This window comes from Methylotuvimicrobium sp. KM1 (genome assembly GCF_044788715.1).
Taxonomy (GTDB): Bacteria; Pseudomonadota; Gammaproteobacteria; order Methylococcales; family Methylomonadaceae; genus Methylotuvimicrobium.
Genome location: NZ_CP173170.1, coordinates 4256595 through 4278517 on the forward strand (window position 1 = coordinate 4256595; position 21923 = coordinate 4278517).

The window sequence follows — 21923 nt, forward strand, 5'->3', positions numbered from 1 at the left end:
TTAATTCACCAAACTTCGTTAGGCTTTAGGTCTTTTCGTTCCATACTTCGAACGACCGCACTTTCTGTTTTTGACACCCGAAGTATCAAGACTTCCGCGAACGACGTGATATCGCACACCCGGCAAATCCTTTACCCTACCGCCACGAATCAACACAACGGAATGCTCTTGCAGGTTGTGACCCTCACCACCAATATAGCTACTTACCTCCGCACCGTTAGTCAACCGTACCCGCGCGACCTTTCTTAATGCCGAGTTCGGCTTCTTGGGAGTCGTGGTATAGACTCTAGTACATACTCCGCGGCGCTGAGGACATGCCTCCAGCGCCGGAACATTGCTTTTTTCTATTCTTTTAGCACGCGGCTTACGAACCAATTGGTTGATCGTGGCCATAAATTTGTTACTCCAAAAATTCAGTTTACCCGCCAGTCAATAAAAATAACCGCCGTACATTTTTATGCACAGCGGCCATATAATGCTTATCCTGACAAATAGCGTTAGCTCATTTGAGCAGAGCATCTTAACGCTATTTTTTTACCAGGTCAAGCCGATTTAAATTATTCAGTGTTTAAGGCTTGCTTTAACGCTTCTTCTACATCACCCGCATCGACTGATGAAATATTATCACCCTCGGATGGAACCTCCATGTCTTTGGAGCGTCGCTTCCTTCTTTGTTCATGATAGGCTAACCCAGTACCTGCAGGTATTAATCGCCCGACGATCACATTTTCCTTCAACCCATGCAAACCGTCGCTCAGTCCGCGAACCGCTGCATCCGTCAACACCCGAGTCGTCTCCTGGAAGGAAGCAGCCGAGATAAATGACTCAGTTGCCAATGAAGCTTTAGTGATACCTAACAAAACAGACTCAAAACTTGCCGGTATCTTTCCTTCCGCCTCCATTTTTTCATTGACCTCACGGACATAGGCCCGCTCGACCTGATCGCCTTTCAAGAATTCCGTGTCACCGCCCGCTGTGATTTCAACTTTACGAAGCATTTGTCTAATGATTGCCTCAATATGTTTATCATTGATTTTTACACCTTGTAATCGATAAACATCTTGAATCTCTTTCACTAAATAATTCGCTAGATCTTCAATGCCACGCAATCTTAAGATATCGTGCGGCGTCAATTCACCTTCAGCGATGGTTTCACCTTTATCTACATGCTCGCCCTCGAACACTGTGATGTGTCGCCATTTCGGCACCAATGTTTCATATTGTTCACCGCTTGCATCCGTTATGATGACACGCTGCTTACCTTTGGTCTCCTTACCGAAGGATATCGTGCCGGTTGTTTCCGCTAAAATCGCCGGATCCTTGGTTTTTCTTGCTTCAAACAAGTCGGCTACACGAGGTAAACCCCCTGTGATATCGCGCGTTTTACTCGACTCCTGAGGAATCCTCGCCAATACGTCACCAACTTTAACTTCATGGCCATCCTTGATGCTAACAATTGCTCCGGTCGGCAAGAAATACTGCGCGGGAATTTCTGTTCCCGGTAAATAAATAGTTTCTCCGGCGGCATCCATTAGCTTAACCATTGGGCGCAAGTCTTTACCGGCACTACCCCTTTGCTTAGGGTCGGTAACTACCAAGGAACTTAAGCCCGTAACCTCATCTGCCTGCTTTTGAACCGTTACACCATCCATGAAGTCGAATAAGCTGACCACGCCATCGACTTCGGTAATTACCGGATGCGTATGCGGATCCCAGTTGACGATAATTTCTCCACCGTTAATTTTACTGCCGTCCTGTACTAACAACACCGCTCCATAAGGAATTTTATAGCGCTCGCGTTCACGGCCATATTCGTCGATGATGCCAATTTCACCGGACCGGGAAACCGCTACCAGATTTCCCTCCCGGTTTGTAACAGTCTTAAGGTTACTTAACTTAACTGTTCCAGCCGCTTTAACTTGAACATTACTAATTGCAGCCGATCTCGAAGCTGCACCGCCAATATGGAAAGTACGCATTGTCAACTGCGTCCCCGGCTCACCGATGGATTGCGCAGCAATGACACCGACCGCTTCTCCACTATTGACTAAATGCCCTCTAGCCAAGTCTCTGCCGTAACATGCAGCACAAACACCATGGCGATTTTCACAAGTGATAACCGAACGCACATAAACGTGATCGACGCTGTTTTCTTCAAGCACCGACACCCAGTATTCATCGAGCAAAGTTCCGTTTTTAACGATAACTTTTTCGCCAGCCGCATCCATCACGTCGCTGATGACTACACGACCCAATACACGCTCGGCCAATGGCTCGACCACATCACCGCCTTCGATAATGGGCATCATCGAGATACCTTGCGTCGTGCCGCAATCGTCGCCTGTAATAACCAAATCCTGAGCCACATCGACCAAACGCCGTGTCAAATAACCCGAGTTGGCGGTTTTCAACGCCGTGTCGGCTAGTCCTTTACGAGCGCCGTGAGTCGAAATAAAGTACTGCAGTACGTCCAGACCTTCCCTAAAGTTCGCAGTAATCGGCGTTTCGATAATCGAACCATCCGGCTTCGCCATCAAACCTCGCATACCGGCCAATTGTCTAATCTGTGCAGCCGAACCCCGAGCACCCGACTCGGCCATCATAAATATTGAGTTGAACGATTTCTGAGTAACCTTATTGCCATCGGCATCTTCGATTTCCTCAACACCCAAACCATCCATCATGACTTTCGCAACCTGATCGTTTGCATGAGACCAGATGTCAACTACCTTGTTGTATCGCTCACCGTCAGTCACCAGACCTGATGAGTATTGACTTTGTATTTCGTTAACTTCTGCATTAGCCGTATTGATGATTTCTTCTTTCTTAGCCGGTATCTCCATATCTTCGATACCGAAAGACACACCCGAGCGGGTTGCATAACGGAAACCAAGATACATCAATTGGTCGGCCATAATGACCGTTTCCTTGATACCTAAATGCCGATAGCAATAATTGATCAGCCGCGATATATTTTTCTTCGTCATATCACAATTGACTATCTCGTACGGCATACCTTCGGGAACAATTTCCCAAATCAATGCTCGACCAACCGTCGTTTCGACACGATAGGTTTTTTGTTCGGCAACCCCTCTATCAGTTTTTATTCTTTCAGTAATTCTTAATTGAATCTTGGCTTGTAAGTCGACACTTTTAAATGCCAAGGCTTTATGAACCTCATCTATTGAAACAAAGATCGAGCCATTACCTTTTGCATTGACTTTTTCTCGGCTTATAAAATAAAGCCCTAAAACCACGTCCTGAGACGGGTTGATAATCGGCTCACCGCTTGCCGGCGACAAAATATTATTGGTCGCCATCATCAACGTTCTAGCTTCAAGCTGTGCCTCTATCGACAATGGCACATGTACCGCCATTTGGTCGCCGTCAAAATCGGCATTGAAAGCGCTACAAACCAAAGGATGCAACTGTATCGCTTTACCTTCGATCAAGGTTGGCTCAAACGCTTGTATCCCCAGGCGATGCAGGGTCGGCGCCCTATTTAACAATACCGGATGTTCGCGAATGACCTCCTCGAGAATATCCCAAACTTCGGCACCTTCTCGCTCAACCATTTTTTTCGCAGCTTTAATCGTTGTCGCGAGTCCTCTTAACTGCAGTTTGCTAAAGATAAACGGTTTGAATAATTCCAAAGCCATTTTTTTAGGTAAACCGCATTGATGTAAACGTAGCGTTGGCCCAACCACAATAACCGAACGTCCAGAATAGTCGACACGCTTACCTAGCAAATTTTGTCTGAACCGGCCTTGCTTCCCTTTGATCATATCTGCTAGGGATTTAAGCGGTCTTCTATTTGTACCAGTGATAGCTCTGCCTCTACGGCCATTATCGAGCAATGCGTCGACTGACTCTTGCAGCATTCGCTTTTCGTTACGAACGATAATATCCGGCGCGTTCAAATCCAACAAACGATTTAGCCGGTTATTCCTATTGATAACGCGACGATAAAGATCGTTTAAATCCGACGTGGCAAACCGTCCGCCATCCAAAGGCACCAAAGGTCTCAACTCCGGAGGCAAAACCGGCAATACTTGCATAATCATCCATTCAGGACGATTTTTAGAGCTCAACAGTGATTCGATCACTTTTAAGCGCTTTGAAAACTTTTTAATTTTGGTTTCTGAATTAGTGCCGTTAATCTCTTCCCGTAAACGATTGATTTCGCCATTAAGATCAATTGCTTTGAGCAAGTCAAAAACGGCTTCGGCACCCATTTTCGCAACGAAATCATCGCCAAATTCCTCGACGGCATCGAGATATTCGTCATCGGTTAACAATTGCCCTTTATTAAGCGGAGTTACACCCGGATCAAGCACCACGAATGACTCGAAATACAAGACGCGCTCAATTTCACGAAGCGTCATGTCTAGCAGCAGTGCAATCCGCGATGGCAAGGACTTCAAAAACCAAATATGAGCAACCGGACTGGCTAACTCAATATGCCCCATTCTTTCTCGGCGCACTTTTGAAAGCGTGACTTCAACGCCGCATTTTTCACAGATTACGCCTCTGTGTTTCAGTCTTTTATATTTTCCGCATAAACATTCATAATCGCTCACAGGGCCAAAAATTTTGGCGCAAAACAATCCATCTCGTTCCGGCTTAAAAGTTCGATAATTAATCGTTTCGGGCTTTTTAACTTCTCCATAAGACCAAGAACGGATCATGTCAGGAGACGCCAAGCCTATGCGAATTGAATCGAAATCATCGGCGCGGCCTTGGCGCTTTAAAAAGTTCATTAAATCTTTCAAGAGCTTATCCTCTCTAAATGGTTTCCGGCACGAGGCCGGAACGGGCAATCAAATTAAGGTAAATTATCGAACTCAATCGCTTTCTAACTCAATATTGACACCGAGTGAACGTATTTCTTTGATCAAGACGTTGAACGATTCCGGCATACCAGCTTCCATCTTATGGTCGCCATCAACGATATTTTTATACATTTTGGTTCGGCCGGTTACATCATCGGATTTCACTGTCAACATTTCTTGCAAGGTATAAGCCGCCCCATAAGCCTCCAAAGCCCAGACCTCCATTTCACCGAATCGTTGTCCGCCGAATTGAGCCTTTCCACCCAGCGGCTGTTGAGTTACCAGACTATAAGGACCGGTAGAGCGCGCATGCATTTTATCATCTACCAGGTGGTTCAATTTCAACATGTACATGTAACCAACGGTAACTTCGCGTTCGAACGGTTCGCCGGTCAAACCGTCATAAAGTACAGTTTGACCATGTTCAGGATAATCTGCCAGTCTCAACATGGTTTTAATTTCGTCTTCGGTAGCGCCATCGAAAACCGGAGTCGCCATCGGCACCCCTTCTATCAAATTATGGGCTAGCTCGAGGATCTCCTTATCGGTCAAGGCATTCAAGTCTTCTTTACGACCGCTGCTATTATAGATTTTTTCTAAAAACCCTCTAATTTCAACAATTTTTGCTTGAGCCTCAAGCATTTTACCAATCTTGATACCTAAACCCTTAGATGCCCAACCCAAATGCGTCTCCAACACCTGACCTACATTCATACGGGACGGAACCCCAAGAGGATTTAACACGATATCGACCGGATTACCATCGGCTGTATAAGGCATGTCTTCGATAGGTCTAATCATAGAAATAACCCCTTTATTTCCATGTCGTCCAGCCATTTTATCGCCCGACTGTATTCTTCTCTTAACCGCGAGGTAGACCTTAACCATTTTTAGAACACCGGGAGGCAAATCATCGCCCATAGTGATCTTTTTGCGCTTGATATCAAACTTAACATCGAAATCCTTTCTCTGCTGTTCGATTTGCTCGATGACTCCTTCCAGTTGGACATTGATGTTTTCATCTTCCATTTTGATTTGCAGCCATTGAGAAGGCCTTAATTTATCCAGATATTCTTGATTTACGACAGTGCCTGAAGATAAACCATCCGGCCCGGATAAAGACTTCTTGCCGACGATTAATCTAGCGACTCGCGCATATATGTCCTTTTCAACAATTTTTAGCTGATCGTCAAGATCTTTTCTATAACGCTTGATTTGCTCTTCTTCTATTTCGAGCGCGCGCTTATCCTTCTTAACACCATCTCGCGTGAAGACTTGGACATCGATAACCGTCCCTTCAACACCGTTCGGTACTCTTAATGACGTGTCTTTTACATCGGCCGCTTTCTCACCGAAAATCGCACGTAATAGTTTTTCTTCAGGTGTTAATTGCGTTTCACCTTTCGGAGTCACTTTACCGACTAGAATATCACCGCCCTTAACCTCGGCACCGACATAAACGATCCCGGACTCATCCAATTTCGATAAGGCTTCTTCGCTTACGTTTGGAATGTCCGCGGTAATCTCTTCCGGATTATATTTAGTATCCCTCGCAACGCACGTTTTTTCTTCAATATGAATGGTCGTAAAACGATCTTCTTTAACAACCCGTTCGGAAACTAAAATTGAATCCTCAAAGTTGTATCCATTCCAAGGCATGAAAGCCACCAACATATTTTGACCCAAAGCCAATTCACCGATATCGGTCGAAGGCCCATCAGCCAATATATCGCCAGCATTGACGATGTCGCCAAGCTTAACCAATGGCTTTTGGTTAATACAGGTATTTTGGTTGGATCTCGTATACTTGGTTAGGTTATAAATATCGACTCCCGGCTCACCTGACTCGGTTTCGGCATCGTTCACCCTGACCACAATCCTAGCGGCATCGACGGCCTCAATGGTTCCGCCTCGCGTAGCTACGACAGCCACCCCAGAATCCTTTGCTACGGTTCGCTCCATACCCGTTCCTACTAGCGGCTTCTCGGCTCTTAGAGTCGGAACCGCTTGACGCTGCATATTCGAACCCATTAACGCTCGATTCGCGTCGTCGTGCTCCAGGAAAGGGATGATAGACGCTGCAACCGATACGATTTGTTTAGACGATACGTCCATATATTGCACGGTATCGGACATGGACAATGTAAATTCGTCTTTATAACGGCATGATACCAGCCCTTCTTTTAGACGACCGTCCGCATCGACCGGCACAGCAGCCTGAGCGATGACAAACTCCCCTTCTTCGATCGCCGATAGATACTCAACCTGATCGGTCAGTTTTCCATCAACCACTTTTCTATAGGGCGTTTCAAGAAAGCCATATTCGTTGGTGCGCGCATAAACGGCCAATGAGTTGATCAAACCGATATTCGGCCCCTCCGGAGTTTCGATCGGGCAAACGCGTCCGTAATGCGTGGTATGAACATCACGCACCTCGAAGCCGGCACGCTCGCGCGCCAATCCACCCGGGCCCAAAGCCGATACCCGGCGCTTATGCGTAACCTGAGAAAGCGGATTATTTTGATCCATGAACTGTGACAGCTGGCTTGAGCCGAAAAACTCTTTAACCGCCGCAGATACCGGTTTCGCGTTGATAATTTCCTGCGGCATCAGGCCTTCGGAATCGGCTAATGTCAGCCGCTCTTTAACCGCACGCTCAACCCTGACCAAGCCAACTCGGAATTGGTTTTCGATCATCTCGCCAACCGAACGGACTCTTCGGTTACCCAAATGATCGATATCATCGACATTACCGTTTCCGTTTCGGATATTGATCAATTCCTTTAATACATCAATGATATCTTCCTTGCTGAGCGTGCCCTCTCCAGTTGTTTCTTGACGACCCAGGCGGCGATTGAATTTCATACGTCCGACGGTCGACAAATCGTAACGGTCTTCGGTAAAAAACAGGTTTTGAAACAGATTCTCCGCTGATTCTTTTGTCGGCGGCTCTCCCGGTCTCATCATGCGATAAATTTCAACTAACGCTTCCAGCTGCGTGCTACTCGTGTCCAAACGCATCGCGTTCGAGATATAGGGCCCTCTATCCAGGTCGTTGACATAAATCGTGTTTAGCTCTTGTATACCGCTATCTATGATTTTATTGAGCAATTCCTCGGTAAGCTCATCATTGACATTGGCAATCAGCTCACCTGTCGATTCATCGATCAGGTTACGGCTTAGCACTTTTCCATGCAGATAGGCTTTAGGGACTTCGATTTGAGTGACGCCCGCTTCTTTTAATTGGCGTATATGTTTTGCCGTTATCCGACGCCCCTCTTCGATAAGAACCTTTCCGTCATGTTTAAAATCGAAGGCGGCAATTTCGCCTCTCAGTCGCTCCGGCACTAAATCAAACAAACAACTATCATCATTCAAGACAAAGCGATTGGTTTCAAAGAAAATATCCATCATTTCTTCGTTATTATAACCCAGCGCTCTTAATAAGATCGTTGCCGGAATTTTTCTACGTCTATCTATTCTGACATAGACACAGTCCTTGTGATCGAACTCGAAGTCAAGCCAAGAGCCGCGATAAGGGATAACTCTTGCGTTGAATAATAACTTTCCTGATGAATGCGTTTTACCTTTATCGTGATCAAAAAACACGCCCGGAGAACGGTGTAACTGAGAAACGATTACCCGCTCGGTTCCATTAATGACGAAAGTTCCGTTATCAGTCATTAACGGCAACTCCCCCATGTAGACTTCCTGCTCCCGGATATCCTTAACAACTTTCGTGCTTCCAGGTGCGTCTTTATCGTAAATGACTAAGCGCACCAACACCCTCAGTGGCGCTGCAAAAGTTGCACCCCTTTGTTGACATTCCCTGACGTCGAATGTCGGCTCTCCTAACCGGTACTTTACATATTCCAGAACCGCATACCCGGAATGACTTTCTATTGGAAAAACACTGGAAAAAGCGGCGTGCAAACCTACGTTCGACCGTTTTTCCGGTAACATACCGGATTGCAGAAAACTTGCGTAGGAATTGATTTGCGTCGCTAAAAGATAAGGCACGTCGAGTACTTCTGTACCTTTGCCAAAGTTGTTACGAATGCGTTTTTTTTCGGTAAAAGAGTAGGCCATATTGCTTCCATACCTATTTCATCAGGAATTATTTTTTGCCGCCTATAAATAAGCAGCAAAAGGCCGATGACAAAATGTCACCAGCCGTACTAAGAGGCTTAATGCCTTAAATTTTGCGTCAAAATCGTTACTTAATTTCGACTGAGGCGCCTGCGTCTTCAAGATCCTTTTTGACCGCTTCTGCTTCATCTTTGCTAACGCCTTCTTTCAAAGTAGTTGGCGCTCCTTCAACGGCGTCTTTCGCTTCTTTCAAGCCCAGACCCGTGATTCCGCGAACCGCTTTAATCGCGGCAACTTTGTTGGCTCCGGCCGCAGTCAAAATAACATCGAATTCAGTTTGTTCTTCAGCCGCTGCCGCCGTCGCTGCCGCTGGAGCAGCAGCCATGACAGCCGCCGATACGCCGAATTTTTCTTCCATCGCTGAAATCAAATCAACGATTTCCATAACCGTCATGTTAGAGACCGCTTCCAAGATATCTTCTTGTGAAATTGCCATTATGTATTCCTCTAAAATAGATGTAAAACTGGTTAAAAAAAGGTTATGCCGCTTCTTTAAGATCTTTAAGTGCAGCCAATGTCCGTGCAAGCTTACCAACCGGTGCTTTCATCACCGACATCAACATGCTAATTCCTTGATCGCGCGTCGGCAGTTTTGCCAGTCTTTCAAGTTCATTAGCATCATATGCCTGTCCACCGATAGCCACTATTTTAGTGACGAGCTTGTTATGACTTTTTGCAAACTCATGGATTAATCTTGCCGCACAACCTGGGTCTTCCATCGAAAACGCTAGCAATAACGGACCGACTAAGCCCTCTTGCATACATTCGAATTCTGTCCCGGCTATGGCTCTTTTTGCCAATGAGTTTTTCACAACCCGCAGATAAACACCCGTTTCTCTTGCATTTTTCCGTAATTCGGTCATTTCCGACACGGTCAAACCGCGATATTCCGCCGCGACGGCGGAATGGGCTTTAGCGGCGAATTCGGCAACCTCTTCGACGACAGCTTTCTTGCTATCTAAATTTAGTGCCATAATTTACCTCCGGTACATTTCTGATTTTTTGTCAGAATCAATAAAACGCATCTTTAAGTAGATGCCCCTTACGGTCCCTTTCACCATCTTTGCGGCTCCAGCTCCCGTCTACGCAGGACAATTAAGTTTTTACAACACCTGCGGTCTTTGACGGTTGCCGGCATTTCCGGCAACCCAAAGTCTTTCCCCTTAACCTGCTAGTCCGCTCTGATCGATCCACAGCCCTGGGCCCATGGTCGAAGACAGCGTAATTTTCTTCATATATACGCCTTTTGCAGCACTTGGCTTGGCTTTGCGCAAATCGGCCAATAACGCTTCCAGGTTTTGTTGAATGGCTGTCGCGTCAAAATCTACTTTACCGATTGAGCAGTGGATGATCCCCGACTTATCGGTACGATAACGAACTTGCCCTGATTTTGCATTTTTAACGGCGGTTGCAACATCGGGCGTAACCGTTCCGACTTTAGGATTTGGCATTAAGCCTCTTGGGCCTAAAATCTGTCCAAGTTGACCAACAACTCTCATTGCATCGGGAGAAGCGATCACTACGTCGAAATTCATTTCGCCTTTTTTAACCTGATCAGCTAAATCGTCCATACCAATGATGTCCGCACCCGCTTCTTTTGCCGCATCTGCATTGGCTCCTTGAGTAAATACAGCAACTCTTACCGATTTACCGGTTCCATTCGGCAATACGGTAGCACCACGAACATTTTGATCAGATTTTCTTGGATCAACGCCTAAGTTGACACTGACATCGATCGATTCGACAAACTTGCTGTTACCTAGCTCTTTCAATAAACCAACCGCTTCATCGACCGAATATTGTTTGCTTCTATCTACTTTCGACTTAATCAGTTTTGCTTTTTTAGTCAGCTTTGCCATCACACGCCCTCCACATTGAGGCCCATACTACGAGCACTCCCGGCTATAGTTTTAACTGCCGCATCCAAGCTTGCCGCATTTAAATCTTCCATTTTTGTTTTGGCGATTTCTTCAAGCTGTTCACGCGTCACTGTGCCAATTTTCACTTTATTCGGCGTACTACTGCCGCTCTTTACACCAACCGCTTTTTTCAACAAAATCGAAGCAGGCGGCGTTTTAGTAATAAAGGTAAAGCTACGATCGCTATAAACGGTAATAACAACCGGAATCGGCAAACCTTTTTCTAACTCTTGAGTTTTTGCATTAAAGGCTTTACAAAACTCCATAATGTTGACACCATGCTGACCTAATGCAGGCCCTACTGGTGGACTAGGGTTTGCTTCGCCAGCTTTTACTTGCAACTTTATGTATGCATTAATTTTTTTTGCCATTATTTACTCCAAATCGGGTGCAATCGCTTTTCAGCTCCCCTAATAAACAAAAATCCCGGACACAGTCATATCCAGGATTTTAAAAAATTTTTAACGCTTTTTTATGATTTTTCAACTTGATTGAAATCCAACTCTACCGGTGTCGACCTGCCAAAAATTAAAACCGAAATCCTAAGTTTGCTCTTTTCGTAATTAACTTCTTCTATCGTTCCATTGAAATCCTTAAAAGGACCGTCGTTTACTCTTACGACTTCACCGACTTCAAATAAAACTTTTGGTCTTGGTTTATTAACCCCTTCCTCGACTCTATTTAAAATAGACATCGCCTCTTTTTCTGTTATAGGCGCCGGCTTGTCGGATGTTCCACCAATAAACCCAAGTACTCTAGGGACATCTCTAACCATATGCCATGTTTCATCGGTCAACTCCATCTGCACGAGCACATAACCCGGAAAAAACTTCCGCTCGCTTTTACGCTGCTGCCCCATACGCATCTCGACAACTTCTTCTGTAGGCACAAGAATTTTGCCGAAATACTGCCCTAGACCTTCTCGCTTTATCCTTTCTTCTAACGCTTCTTTAACTTTGTTTTCAAAGTTTGAATAAGCATGAACAACATACCAACGAAGTGCCATTTATTATCCTCCTTGACCGGTCAATAAACGCACACCCCAGAATAAAAACATATCAAGCAACCAAAGTATCACGCCAACGATAAGAACCATTGCAAACACCATTAAAGTCGTCCGCATTGTTTCTTGACGCGTCGGCCAAACTACTTTTCTTACTTCTTGTTTCGATTCCAGCGCAAAAGTCCAAAATCCTTGACCTATCCGGGTTGTTAACATGAGCCCCATCGCAATCATCACGATAACGACTAGCGAGAGAACCCTATATAATAAGGCATATTCGGAAAAGTAGTAAAAACCCGCAAGACCTGCAATAACAAAAACAATTGAGAAAACTTGCTTAACAACATCACCTACCGATGCTGAGGATTCAACTTGTGTACTCATGATTGTTATTACGATTTATAGTTATTGTATTTTTCTGATGGCAGGCCAGGAGGGAATCGAACCCCCAACCTGCGGTTTTGGAGACCGCTGCTCTGCCAATTGAGCTACTGACCTAATTCAGAAAATATTAAAAAAGTTATTTAGCGCTTTCGTTATTCGATAATCGAAGCAACAACGCCCGCGCCAACGGTACGACCACCTTCACGAACCGCGAAACGCAAACCTTCTTCCATCGCAATCGGAGCAATTAATTTTACTTCAACGTTGACGTTATCGCCCGGCATCACCATTTCCACGCCTTCAGGAAGATCAACCGCTCCGGTTACATCCGTTGTTCTGAAATAAAATTGTGGACGATAGCCATTAAAGAATGGTGTATGACGCCCGCCTTCGTCTTTCGATAATACGTAGATTTCCGCCTTGAAATGAGTATGCGGCTTAATGGTACCTTTGTGCGCCAAGACTTGTCCGCGTTCGACGTCGTCTCTTTTGGTGCCTCTTAACAAAACCCCAACGTTATCGCCCGCTTGGCCTTGATCCAATAATTTACGGAACATTTCCACGCCGGTGCAGGTTGTCGTCGTAGTCGGTCTAATTCCGACAATTTCAATCTCTTGCCCGACCTTAATGATTCCACGCTCGACACGTCCGGTAACCACGGTGCCGCGCCCAGAAATCGAGAACACGTCTTCAATCGGCATCAGGAACGGCTGATCGATCGCACGCTCAGGCTCCGGAATATAGGTATCTAAGGCTTCGACCAGTTTAATGATCGACGGCACGCCAATTTCACTGGTATCGCCTTCCAGCGCTTTTAACGCCGAGCCGATAACTAACGGGGTATCGTCGCCCGGAAATTCGTACATGTCCAATAATTCTCTGACTTCCATTTCCACCAATTCGATCAATTCGGCATCATCCACCATATCGGCTTTATTCAAATAAACTACGATATATGGAACACCCACTTGACGCGCTAATAAGATATGCTCACGAGTTTGCGGCATCGGACCGTCGGCCGCCGAACATACCAGGATCGCTCCATCCATTTGCGCCGCACCGGTAATCATGTTTTTGACGTAGTCAGCATGACCCGGGCAGTCTACGTGCGCATAGTGGCGCGCTTCTGATTCGTACTCCACATGAGCCGTTGCGATTGTAATGCCACGCTCGCGCTCTTCGGGGGCGTTATCAATTTGATCGTAGGCTTTGTAGACGCCGCCACGCGCATCCGCCATCACTTTTGTCAATGCCGCGGTTAATGTGGTTTTACCATGATCGACGTGACCGATGGTTCCTACGTTTACGTGTGGTTTTTTACGTTCGAATTTTTCTTTGGACATTTTACTTTCCCGAAAAAGCTTTTATTGTTGCAAATATATGGAGCCCATAACCGGATTTGAACCGGTGACCTCTTCCTTACCAAGGAAGTGCTCTACCTACTGAGCTATATGGGCAGAAACCACCGATCATCTGGAGCGGGTGATGGGAATCGAACCCACGTGACCAGCTTGGAAGGCTGGAGTTCTACCATTGAACTACACCCGCAATCTTAAATTTAAACAGGATGGTGGAGGGGGGAGGATTCGAACCTCCGAAGGCAGAGCCGGCAGATTTACAGTCTGATCCCTTTGGCCACTCGGGAACCCCTCCAAAACCAGGAAGCAGGCCATTCTCACAAAACTCTATGACTTTGTCAAGAAGAACAACCTGTTTTTGCGTTTCTGCCGCCATTCAAACTGACAAAAACACAACTTATAATCTTTTTAGTCTTATATTTGCCTACATATTGGCAAACACGGGTAGAGCATTAATCGATTACTCTTCAGCATCCGAAGCTGCCTCGGCCTTATCAACCTTTGGCGGCACAATTGTGACCACTGAAACATCCGCATCATGATCGTCGCCGTGTGACAACGCTAAGAACTCAACACCTTTCGGCGCATTTAATTGAGAAACATGCAACGATTCACCAAGATTCAAATTCGTTAAATCGACTTCGATATACTCAGGGAGATCTTCTGGCAAGCAAGCCACCTCTATGTCGACTAAATTATGCATAACCACACCGCCTACTTTAGCACCAACACAGATATCTTCATTGACAAAATGAAGAGGCACTTGCGCCTTTAACTTTTCATTCGCATTTACTCGCAAAAAATCCAAATGCAACACCTTAGCTTTAGCCGGATGTCTTTGTACGGATTTTAGAATTGCTTTCTGCACCTTGCCCGCAACAACCACATCTAAGATATGCGAATAAACAGCCTCGTGAGCAAGATGCTTTACAACTTCATTGTGATCCAAAACTAACATTTCAGGATCAATTTCTCCGCCGTAAATTACCGCCGGAACTTTTCCTTGTCGACGAACCGACTTAGCAGAAGCAGTCCCCGGCTTTTCCCGAGCTTCCGCTACGAATTCAAATACGCTTGACATTTCATTCTCCAAAGCTGTGCATCTATACACTTCGCTAATTTATCAATCCACATACAACGAGCTAACCGACTCACCGACTGCGATACGTCTTATCGTTTCCGCCAGCATCTCCGCAACGCTGAGCTGCCTAATTTTACCAATCCGACTTGCTTCTAAGCCTAACGGTATCGTATCGGTTACGACCAATTCATCCAAAACCGAATCTCTCAAATTATCAATTGCTCTTCCGGAAAGAACAGCATGCGTACAGTAAGCTACAACCCTGACCGCACCATGATCCTTCAATGCTTCCGCTGCATGACATAGAGTACCGGCAGTATCGACTAGATCATCGATCATAACGCAGGTACGCCCCTCAACATCACCTATGATATGCATTATCTCGGAAACATTAGCTTTCGGACGTCTTTTATCTATTATTGCCAAATCGGCATCATCAAGCCGTTTAGCCAGAGCTCTTGCCCTAACAACCCCACCCACATCGGGCGAGACAACTATTAGATCCTTATACTTTTGCCGCCAAACATCGCCCAGCAAAATCGGCGAAGCGTAGACATTATCTACCGGTATATCAAAAAAACCCTGAATTTGATCCGCATGAAGATCAACAGTGAGCACTCTATCCGCTCCTGCCTCACCTATCATTTTGGCGACTAATTTAGCACTGATAGGAACCCTTGCGGAACGCGAACGCCTATCCTGCCTTGCATAACCATAATACGGCATAACCGCCGTTATTCGAGATGCCGATGCGCGACGAAATGCGTCGATCATCACCAGCAACTCCATTAAATTCTCATTTGTCGGAGAACAGGTCGGCTGAATGACAAACACATCCTTGCCTCTTATGTTTTCCTCAACCTCAACAGCGATCTCTCCGTCACTGAATCGACCTACCGCAGCCATACCCAGCCGCATACTAAGCTTTTTAACAATACCTTCCGACAACGCCCGATTTGCATTACCGGAAAACACCATTAAAGAGGCGTCACTCATTCAGGCACTCCCAGATTGAATTAATTCGCTATTTAGGTAATGGCTGGGCCGCCAGGATTCGAACCTGGGTATGCGGGGATCAAAACCCCGTGCCTTACCGCTTGGCGACGGCCCAATTACTTAGATATACTTACCAGTCTTAAGCATCATTCAGACTTGAGTACAACGGAGACCTGTTTATTCCCTTACACAGATAGGATTGCCACTTTCCGCTAAGCGACAAATACGCTTTTTTAGCTGCCAACTCTGTATCAAACTGAGCAAAAACGCATGCTCCTGTACCTGTCAACCTTGCCTCGGAGAATATCGACAATTCTCTCAAAGCCCTATCAACAGACGGGTAAAGCTTCCGAACAACGCCTAAACAATCGTTTTGGTGCTGCCCTGCAATAAAGTCGGCTATTTTGATTGATTTACTATCCCTTGTCAAATCTTTTGATGAAAAAATTTCCTTGGTATCGACATGACAATCCGGCTTCAGCACTACGACCCATTTTTCCGACACTTCAATCTCCTGAAACACCTCACCAACGCCTTCCGCCCAGGCACTATGGCCCAAAACAAAAATCGGCACATCCGCGCCCAGACGCAAGCCTAACTGCATCAGCCGCTCACGGGAAAGCCCTAACTGCCATAAATCATTAAGCGCTACCAACGTCGTTGCCGCATCGGAACTCCCCCCGCCTAGACCGCCTCCCATAGGCAAGTGTTTTTCAATCTCGATGACAACCCCCCCCTCATAACCGGTTTCTTCTTTTAACAACTGAGCAGCCCTAAAAGTTAGATCATCAGCCTCAGGAACCCCGGGGAGCGGTGTACGCAACGAAATCGCCGAATCATTTACCGGGCGAAACACCAACCAATCGCACAAATCAATGAATTGGAATACTGTTTGCAGCAAGTGATACCCATCTTCCCTCTGCCCCACAATTCTCAACATTAAATTCAATTTTGCGGGCGCAGGCCATCGTTTATACACCTCACTCATGCGTATTCCATTGATCTATGATTAGTTTTAATTTCACTTCCGGATTAGAAACATCGATTTTATAAGGCAACAGCCCTCGATCGGTTTTTTGCATCTTTCTATATCGTATCGTCCAGTTGTCCTGGATAAAACCATTACCAATATTTTCGAACGACTCATTCGGATCGGTCAAGCCTATCACCCAGTAACGCAATGATCTTAATGGCACAAAAAAACCCAGTTGTTCGGTTATAAATTCATCGGACCGATCATAATATCTAACCGCACCGTCGCCTCGATCGACGTCGACATAATCGTCGGCAATATTAATGCCCACCGCTCCCTGACCGAATGGCCCCGAAACTCGAATCATCTCTTCGCTATCCGCGCGCCGCCATTCTATAGCACCAGCCCACGAATCATGCCGAGCCGTTAACGACACACGCCCATCCAGACTCCATTCCCGCAATTGATACAACTCACCTCGACCAAGCTCCGAATAAGCCGCCAAATCTTTAATCGGTGAGGCCGAACATCCCGTTAAAACCGATAGAACCAATACCAGCCATCCATAGCGAGATTTTGTGTATTGGTTTCTCATTCTGCATCAAGAATGCGCTGCTGAAAATCCAAAAGATATTCATCATCCGGCGACATTTTTATCGTCTGCTCGAATAATTTCTTCGCTTCATCCCTGCGACCCAAGACCCATAAGACTTCCGCCAAATGCGCCGCAATTTCGTTTTCTTGCTGCTTGGAATAAGCCTTCTGCAAATATTCTAAAGCCTTTTCATAATTCCCCAGCTTAAATTGCAACCATCCGTAGCTATCAATAATGACCGCCTCATCCGGCTGTAATTCCAGCGCCTTTTCAAGATACACCAGCGCCTCTTCGTAACGCTCGGTTCTATCCGCCAAGGTATAGCCCAATGCGTTCAAAGCACTAACATCATCGGGATACTGGGCCAGTATCCTTCTTAAATCTTGCTCCAGCACGTCGAGGCGATCAATACGTTCCGAGACCAAAGCCCGGGTATATAACAATTCTTTTTGCTCGGGCATTTCTTCAATTGCCTTGCTTAACAAATCGAACGCCTTGATATATTGCTTTTGTTCGTTATAAAACTCCGCCTCTAACAACAGCGCTCGCATCTTTTCATCGGACGAACGCGCACGAAGCCGGCTTAATCGCTGGGACGCCTCTTCAAATTGCTTATCTTTAATCAGTAGCGATATTCCCGCAGCCGCAGCATCGAAACGTAGACTCCCCCTCGAGACCTTATCGAACCAAACCAGTGCCTCGCTATTTCTGCCATCCCGAACCGCAATTCTGCCCAGGTAAAAACTTGCCTGATCACTCCATTCGGGATAAGGAATCAAGCCCTTAAACAAGGACTCTGCCTTATCGTCTCGCTCCATCTGTAAATTAACCAACGCCAAAGAAAAACGCGATTCAAAATCCTCCGGTTCCTGATCAATGATATCCAGATACAACCTGCCAGCCTCATCATACTCGTTCAACTTAACCAGGACTTGGGCCAACAACTTCTTAATCTTCAAACTATCCTGATTTTGCTCCGATAAATCCGTGAGATAAACCCTTGCATTATCTAAATCTCCAGAAAAAGCCGCAATTTGCGCCCTAAATAACAAAGCCTTTTCCCAATCCGGTCGCAATTCAATGGCTTGATCAATTTTACGTTGCGCCAAAACATTGCTGTTTAACTGCATTGCCAACATGGCTTGAATAAAAAAAACAGTGGCTTCTTCCGGCCTTTGCTCGGCAAGATCTTCCAATACATCATATACGAAAGCGGTATTGCCTTTTTGACCCAACGCTCTAATTAACTCAACAAACGCATCTTCAAAACCCTCTGGGTCCATATCCAACAAAAAGAGAGCATGCTCGATAGCCGAAGGCTTTACTTCCTTTCTTAAGGCCGATAGCAAGGCTATTTTTCTTGCTGTTAAATTATCCGGCTCTTGTTTCAACCAAAGCACAACAGCCTCATCGCCTCGTTCGGTATCTTTAATGTAAAGAGCAATCTTCGCAGCACGCTCGGTCAACCTAACATCGTTAACCCGTTTTGCGGCCTCGAGATACCCTTCCAGAGCAACATCGTACTGTCCTCTTTGCCCGGCAATTTCAGCGGCCAGCAACATGTACATAATATCCGGCTCAATAGCGGTTATAGGCTCCGCTGATTCGACGCCTTGCTCGTCATGAGAACCTTGTGAATACTCGTCAAGCTCATCCATGGCTCGCCCTCTTTCCTGAGAGGAACCGCAACCACTAAGAAAAACAAGGGCTATTACGGCAATTAACTTATAATTCGACACACTCACATCCTTCATATTTTGCAATACAGTTTTGCAATAGATTAGCAGAAAAACATTTCAGTTCGGATAGTTGTTTTACTGCATTTGAATAAAACTTAATTATTTAATTAAAATATTAAAAAATTTGACTAAAAAAATAATTTTGGCAAACAATGGCGCGCCATAGAAAACTAACTTAGGATTTGACCATAAATAACATCTCTATTTCTTATGACAGGATCTTCAGGAGTCTGGGTCGAACAGGTTTTTTGCTCTCGCAACATGTGCTTTCACCCAGCACCTAAGCCCCATAGCCCATTGGCTTATGGCCAACTATCTTGGATAATTAAGGCGCTAGGACTGTCAAGCGAACAACCGAACCTATTAAAAACACATAGACCTGAAGTTGCTTGTCACGAAATTCTTATGACGAAACTTAAATCCGCTAAGTTCAATCGGTAATTTCGCACACGCAAATCGATACAGCAACTTTAGACGATTTCAATAGCCTAATGGCCTGACTTACCAAGCTAAAAAACCACATTCGCTCCGAACTCTAAATTTAAAACGATGACACTTCTTGCCGTAGGGATAAATTACAACACCGCCCCCGTTTCTATCCGAGAAAGGCTAGCTTACCCTGCCGAAATATTGGATTCATCACTCAAAGATCTATGGCGTTTAAAGGATATATCCGAAGCCGCTATTCTATCGACCTGCAACCGAACGGAATTTTATTGCGAATCATCCAACGAAAATAAACACATTTTAATCGACTGGGTCGCTCAAACCCGTAACATCAAGCCTAACGATTTAACCCCCTATCTTTACACCTACAACGATAACCAGTTAATTCGGCATATGTTTCGAGTTGCATGCGGCTTGGACTCCATGGTCCTCGGCGAACCGCAAATATTAGGTCAAATGAAAGCCGCTTATCAAGCCGCTAATGAAGCGGGCACCTTGGGCAAATATTTAGGTAAGCTCTTTCAGCATACTTTTTCCGCGGCAAAAAAAGTCAGAACCGATACCGCCATAGGATCGAGCCCGGTTTCAGTAGCCTTCGCCGCCGTGCAACTGGCACAACAAATCTTCGACAAATTAAGCGAGCAAACCGCGATTCTAATCGGCGCGGGCGAAACCATCGAATTGACGGCACGGCATTTGGTCCAACATGGCATCGGACGCATCATCATCGCCAATCGAACCTATGATAAAGCGCACGCCTTGGCGACGCGCTTTAACGGTTATGCCATTGCGCTATCGGAATTACCGATACACTTGGCCGAAGCCGATATCGTCGTTTCATCGACAGCAAGCTCACTGCCGATTTTAGGGAAGGGCCGAGTAGAAAGTGCCATCAAAAAACGCAAACACAAGCCAATGTTCATGGTCGACTTGGCAGTTCCGCGCGACATAGAATCAGAAGTCGAACAACTGAACGATGTCTATCTCTATACGGTCGACGACCTCAAAAACACGATCGACCAAAACATGGATAACCGGCGCAAAGCCGCCGAACAAGCGGAAGAAATCATCGATACTCAGGTCGAACATTTTCTTTCCTGGTTGCGTTCGCAAGGCGCGTTAACCACGATCAAAGACTACCGCATTCAGGCCGAGCAAATTCGCGACGACGCGTTACGCAAAACATTAAATCAATTACAAAGCGGTATTTCCGCCGAAGAAGCGCTGCAGAGACTCGCTCATACATTGACTAACAAGCTAATCCATACGCCCAGTGCGCAAATTCGGGAAGCCGGAGCCAACGAAAGACACGACTTAATAGCGGCGGCCCGCGAAATTTTCAAATTGAACAACACACAATGAAGCCATCCATAGAACACAAATTAGCCAACTTAAGCGAACGTTTCGATGAAATCACCGCCTTATTGGCCGAGCCCGAAGTACAAGCCAATCAGAATAAATTCCGCTCATTGAGCCAAGAATACGCTCAAATCAACCCGATTGTCACATGCTATAAACGCTATCTCGATACCGCCGAAAATCTAGCCGGGGCGCAAGAAATGGCAAAAGACCCGGACCCGGATCTGCGCGAAATGGCCCACGAGGAAATACTCGCCGCCGAAAAACAACAAAAGGTCATCGAGCAAGAACTGCAGATTTTATTATTGCCGAGAGACCCTAACGACAACAGAAACATTTTCCTGGAAATCCGCGCCGGGACCGGCGGCGATGAAGCCGCGATATTTTCAGGCGATCTCGCGCGCATGTATCAGCGCTATGCCGAGAAAAAAGGCTGGAAGACCGAGATTATCAATGAAAACGAAGGCGAACATGGCGGCTATAAGGAAATTATCCTGCGCGTAACCGGCCAAGATGTCTATTCGCAACTCAAATTCGAATCGGGAGCGCATCGAGTACAACGCGTCCCGGAAACCGAGTCCCAGGGGCGCATCCATACTTCGGCTTGCACCGTTGCAGTCATGCCCGAAGTCGAGGAAGTCGATGCTATCGACATTAATCCCGCAGACCTTCGTATCGATACGTATCGCTCATCCGGCGCGGGCGGTCAACATGTCAACAAAACAGACTCGGCAATCCGCATCACTCATCTTCCGAGCGGCATCGTCGTCGAATGTCAGGACGAACGCTCACAACACAAAAACCGTGCCCGAGCGATGTCGTTATTGCAATCGCGCCTATTATCGGCCGAACAGGAAAAACATCAAGCCGAGCAACAGGCGAATCGCAAACTTCAAGTCGGCAGCGGCGACCGCTCCGAGAGGATTCGCACCTACAATTACCCGCAGGGGCGCATGACCGACCACCGAATCAATCTGACGCTGTATAAACTTGACGAAATCATGGAAGGCGGACTCAATCATGTCATCGAGCCGTTAATTAACGAGCATCAAGCTGAACTATTGACACAACTGGGCGAAAATTAAACC

General features: G+C 46.0%; 17 protein-coding genes and 5 tRNA genes. 2 read left to right on the forward strand and 20 right to left on the reverse strand.

Features of this window, described 5'->3' with window-relative positions:
* Window positions 1-18 precede the first annotated feature (18 nt).
* The 20 genes from rpsL to ACINK7_RS18570 all read right to left on the reverse strand — a co-directional run bounded on the left by rpsL (window position 19) and on the right by ACINK7_RS18570 (window position 18948).
* Window positions 19-393 (reverse strand): 30S ribosomal protein S12, encoded by a 375-nt coding sequence (gene rpsL / locus ACINK7_RS18475; RefSeq protein ID WP_014149778.1) that lies wholly within the window; start codon window positions 391-393, stop codon window positions 19-21.
* Between the two features lie 164 nt (window positions 394-557).
* Window positions 558-4772, reverse strand: coding sequence for a DNA-directed RNA polymerase subunit beta' (rpoC, locus tag ACINK7_RS18480; RefSeq protein WP_404357551.1), 4215 nt, complete (start codon window positions 4770-4772; stop codon window positions 558-560).
* A 72-nt stretch (window positions 4773-4844) separates the two neighbouring features.
* The gene (gene rpoB, locus ACINK7_RS18485) at window positions 4845-8921 is read right to left on the reverse strand and encodes a DNA-directed RNA polymerase subunit beta (RefSeq protein ID WP_404357553.1); all 4077 of its coding nucleotides are present in this window, start codon (window positions 8919-8921) and stop codon (window positions 4845-4847) included.
* A gap of 127 nt (window positions 8922-9048) precedes the next feature.
* Window positions 9049-9417 (reverse strand): 50S ribosomal protein L7/L12, encoded by a 369-nt coding sequence (rplL, locus tag ACINK7_RS18490; RefSeq protein WP_404357555.1) that lies wholly within the window; start codon window positions 9415-9417, stop codon window positions 9049-9051.
* 43 nt (window positions 9418-9460) lie between these two features.
* Window positions 9461-9955, reverse strand: coding sequence for a 50S ribosomal protein L10 (gene rplJ, locus ACINK7_RS18495; RefSeq protein ID WP_404357557.1), 495 nt, complete (start codon window positions 9953-9955; stop codon window positions 9461-9463).
* Window positions 9956-10144: 189 nt separating this feature from the next.
* A complete protein-coding gene (gene rplA / locus ACINK7_RS18500; RefSeq protein ID WP_404357559.1) occupies window positions 10145-10840 on the reverse strand; it encodes a 50S ribosomal protein L1 in 696 nt (231 codons plus the stop codon).
* Window positions 10840-11271 carry a 50S ribosomal protein L11 gene (rplK, locus tag ACINK7_RS18505; protein WP_014149784.1) on the reverse strand — a complete coding sequence of 144 codons (432 nt, stop codon included), beginning with the start codon at window positions 11269-11271 and terminating at the stop codon, window positions 10840-10842. The genes rplA and rplK overlap by 1 nt, the downstream gene beginning before the upstream one ends.
* A gap of 101 nt (window positions 11272-11372) precedes the next feature.
* Window positions 11373-11906, reverse strand: coding sequence for a transcription termination/antitermination protein NusG (gene nusG / locus ACINK7_RS18510; RefSeq protein WP_341326293.1), 534 nt, complete (start codon window positions 11904-11906; stop codon window positions 11373-11375).
* A 3-nt stretch (window positions 11907-11909) separates the two neighbouring features.
* Entirely contained in the window at window positions 11910-12287 is a 378-nt protein-coding gene (gene secE, locus ACINK7_RS18515) for a preprotein translocase subunit SecE (protein ID WP_404357562.1), read from the reverse strand.
* A gap of 38 nt (window positions 12288-12325) precedes the next feature.
* Window positions 12326-12401, reverse strand: a tRNA-Trp gene (locus ACINK7_RS18520).
* Between the two features lie 38 nt (window positions 12402-12439).
* Window positions 12440-13630: an elongation factor Tu gene (tuf, locus tag ACINK7_RS18525; RefSeq protein WP_404357564.1), complete on the reverse strand. Its 1191-nt coding sequence runs from the start codon at window positions 13628-13630 to the stop codon at window positions 12440-12442.
* A 38-nt stretch (window positions 13631-13668) separates the two neighbouring features.
* Window positions 13669-13744 (reverse strand) — tRNA-Thr (locus ACINK7_RS18530).
* A gap of 17 nt (window positions 13745-13761) precedes the next feature.
* Window positions 13762-13835 (reverse strand) — tRNA-Gly (locus tag ACINK7_RS18535).
* A 20-nt stretch (window positions 13836-13855) separates the two neighbouring features.
* A tRNA-Tyr gene (locus tag ACINK7_RS18540) sits at window positions 13856-13940 on the reverse strand.
* Between the two features lie 165 nt (window positions 13941-14105).
* Complete coding sequence (locus ACINK7_RS18545; protein ID WP_404357566.1) at window positions 14106-14726, reverse strand: 50S ribosomal protein L25/general stress protein Ctc; 621 nt, start codon at window positions 14724-14726, stop codon at window positions 14106-14108.
* Window positions 14727-14768: 42 nt separating this feature from the next.
* Window positions 14769-15722 (reverse strand): ribose-phosphate diphosphokinase, encoded by a 954-nt coding sequence (locus tag ACINK7_RS18550; protein WP_404357568.1) that lies wholly within the window; start codon window positions 15720-15722, stop codon window positions 14769-14771.
* Window positions 15723-15762: 40 nt separating this feature from the next.
* Window positions 15763-15837 (reverse strand) — tRNA-Gln (locus ACINK7_RS18555).
* Window positions 15838-15861: 24 nt separating this feature from the next.
* Entirely contained in the window at window positions 15862-16710 is an 849-nt protein-coding gene (gene ispE / locus ACINK7_RS18560; protein WP_404357571.1) for a 4-(cytidine 5'-diphospho)-2-C-methyl-D-erythritol kinase, read from the reverse strand.
* A complete protein-coding gene (gene lolB / locus ACINK7_RS18565; protein ID WP_404357573.1) occupies window positions 16703-17290 on the reverse strand; it encodes a lipoprotein insertase outer membrane protein LolB in 588 nt (195 codons plus the stop codon). Before lolB ends, ispE begins: the two co-directional genes overlap by 8 nt.
* Complete coding sequence (locus ACINK7_RS18570) at window positions 17287-18948, reverse strand: tetratricopeptide repeat protein (protein ID WP_404357575.1); 1662 nt, start codon at window positions 18946-18948, stop codon at window positions 17287-17289. The genes lolB and ACINK7_RS18570 overlap by 4 nt, the downstream gene beginning before the upstream one ends.
* Before the next feature lie 630 nt (window positions 18949-19578).
* On the opposite strand from ACINK7_RS18570, the gene hemA reads away from it, so the two are divergent.
* Window positions 19579-20838 carry a glutamyl-tRNA reductase gene (gene hemA / locus ACINK7_RS18575; protein WP_404357576.1) on the forward strand — a complete coding sequence of 420 codons (1260 nt, stop codon included), beginning with the start codon at window positions 19579-19581 and terminating at the stop codon, window positions 20836-20838.
* On the forward strand, window positions 20835-21920 hold the full coding sequence (prfA, locus tag ACINK7_RS18580; RefSeq protein WP_404357578.1) for a peptide chain release factor 1: 1086 nt from the start codon (window positions 20835-20837) through the stop codon (window positions 21918-21920). The genes hemA and prfA overlap by 4 nt, the downstream gene beginning before the upstream one ends.
* The last annotated feature ends 3 nt before the right edge of the window (window positions 21921-21923 follow it).